Raw genomic sequence first — 2,562 nt, 5'->3', positions numbered from 1 at the left:
TTGTGGGAGTAGGAGTTGGGGTCGGTGTTGTGGGAGGTGTTTGATAGATTAGAAGTATATAGGCTACGCCAGCTATAGCGATTATAACTATTATTATGACAGCTAGAATGGTTTTAGAAAGAGCTTTCAGAGACATAAATAATTCACCTACATATACTTCATATATAGTCAGCCTAATATATTTTTTAATTCTCTAGAAGAGAAGAGGTTCTGGGATTATTCTTGTACGTGGTATTAGGTAGAGAGGTTCTTGGAGATCTTAGATTTGGAAAGTATAGGGTGAGGTTTGCAACCAAATGTCCTCGAGACTCAGACCATCTTTATCTGGTCTCAGCATTCACCGCATATATGCCGGGTAGAGTAGAGCTTAGAAGAGATTCAAGAGGTTTATGTTCTTCAGAGATCCTGCTTCCGGAGGGTGAGTACCTCTATATCTTTGTTGATCCTTATCTCAACTACTATCCAGATCCTGATAACACCTTCTCGAGAGAAGTTGAATTCTTTGGTAGGAAGCTTAGGTTTTCAGTTGCTGAGATAGAGGTTAGCAGGCTTGAGAAAGCTATTAGAAGTGGCATGATCTATCCTGAGTATATAGAGCATGATGAGAGAGATCCAGCATATCTCAGCATGTATCTAGACTACTATATAATAAGGATCAGAGCTTTGAAGAATAATATTTCTGGAGCATGTGTCGAGATTGAGGGGAGCTGGGGTAGGAGGTGTTATGATATGGAGAAGGTGTATGAGGATAAATACTATTCATATTATGAGGCTGTTATCAGGAGAAACTTTGATAGATATAGATTCAAGCTGAATCTTAGAGGTGAAGAGGTTCTATACGGTGTAGACGGGATCTATTCTGAGAAATTCTTTGAAATAGAGAAGATAGCTGGTGTAGATAGAGAGCTTTGGTGGATCGGTTCAGTATACTATCAGATCTTTCCTGACAGCTTTTATAACGCAGATCCTAGTAATGATCCTCCTGACAAGATATCTCCCGAGAAGATACCTAGAGAGAGAGGTTTTATAGGAGGAGATCTCAGAGGTATTATAGAGAGATTGAACTACGTAAGAAGTCTAGGAGTTGATGCTATATACCTGAATCCTATACATCCCTCACCCTCATACCATAGATATGATGTTATAGACTATAGATCAGTGGATGGATATCTCGGAGATCTAGAGGACTTTAAAAATCTTGTTAGAGAAGCTCATGAGAGAGGGATCAGAGTAGTTCTAGATCTAGTACCATATCATGCTTCACCATGCTCCCAGTACTTTGTAAAAGCTCTGGAAGGAGATCCTGAGATGAAGAGAATGTTCAAATTATTAAAAGATCCTGGATCTCTAGAACAGGATTATATGAAGAGGTTTCGAGAATATATAGAGAGCAGATGTAGAAAACCACCTACAGATATGAAGCCTTTCTACGAATCTTTCCTAGGATCTTGGTCTATGGTTAGATGGGATCATTTTAATCCGAAAGTTTCAGAATTCTTCATAGATATAATAAGATACTGGTCTTCGCTTGGAGTAGATGGTTTTAGAATTGATGTAGGACATGGAATACCAGATGAATCTCTTAAGAAGATGTATAGAGCTTTAAAAGAGTTCGAAGGTGATGAGAGGATCTTCATTATAGAGCTCATGGGAGAACTCAGATACTATCCTATGGGAGTTATAGCAGACTCTGCCATGAACTACGAGTTGAGAAATGCTATTCTAAACTTTCTCCTGTATAGAAGTATTGATGCTTATCAATTCATATACATCATAGGATCTCAGTATGTGTCTCAGCCATATTACGCTGTAAACTCTCTCTATAATCTCCTTGGAAGTCATGATACTCCGAGAATCTTCACTTTAGCAGGAGGAGATCTCAGGATTCTTATCAACATGTACACTATACTATTCACCCTACCAGGTAGCCCTGCCATATATTATGGAGATGAGATAGGATTAGAAGGAGGAGGAGATCCTGATAATAGGAGATATATGCTCTGGGATGAGAATAGATGGAATAAGATTCTTCTAGAGCATATAAGAAATCTAGCTAGAATAAGAAGATCATTTAAAGCTCTTAGAACAGGATTCACAAGATTCCAAGCTATAGATAGAGATAGCATAGCATTACTAAGATACCTACCAGAAGGAGAGAGGATACTCACGGTAGTGACCAGAGACAGAAGTAGGCATAAGATGATCATACCTATGAAAACCATGAAAATCCTAAGACTGAACATTCCAAGATCTCATATTATAGTGAATCTTAGAAGAGGAGAAAGAATATTACATATTAAAGGAGATAAAATCAGATACCTATACTAATTCTCCTTAAAACATAGGAATCATAAAACACATATTAGGCTGATAAGTTAATATTCTTTCGAGGATGATATTATTATGAATATCAGAAGATCCTATCTATTTCTAGCCATTCTAATCTTCACAATCTCAATATATGCTATAACACCTCTGACCATTATTACAAAAGCTGAACAGCCTGTGATCAGTGTCAGCGATCCTACAGGAGATGACAGGGGTCCGGGATACTATGGGTAT

General features: G+C 37.9%; 1 protein-coding gene. It reads left to right on the top strand.

Annotation, left to right across the window (positions count from 1 at the left end; translation table 11 throughout):
* Window positions 1-228: 228 nt before the first annotated feature.
* Window positions 229-2,328, top strand: a complete 2,100-nt coding sequence (locus QXS89_05620; protein MEM3831653.1) for a glycoside hydrolase family 13 protein — start codon at window positions 229-231, stop codon at window positions 2,326-2,328.
* Window positions 2,329-2,562: the final 234 nt, after the last annotated feature.

It is taken from the genome of Sulfolobales archaeon, from assembly GCA_038881635.1.
Taxonomy (GTDB): Archaea; Thermoproteota; Thermoprotei_A; order Sulfolobales; family AG1; genus WYEN01.
Note: the sequence above shows the minus strand (reverse complement) of the source record. Positions and strands in the feature narration are given on the sequence as shown.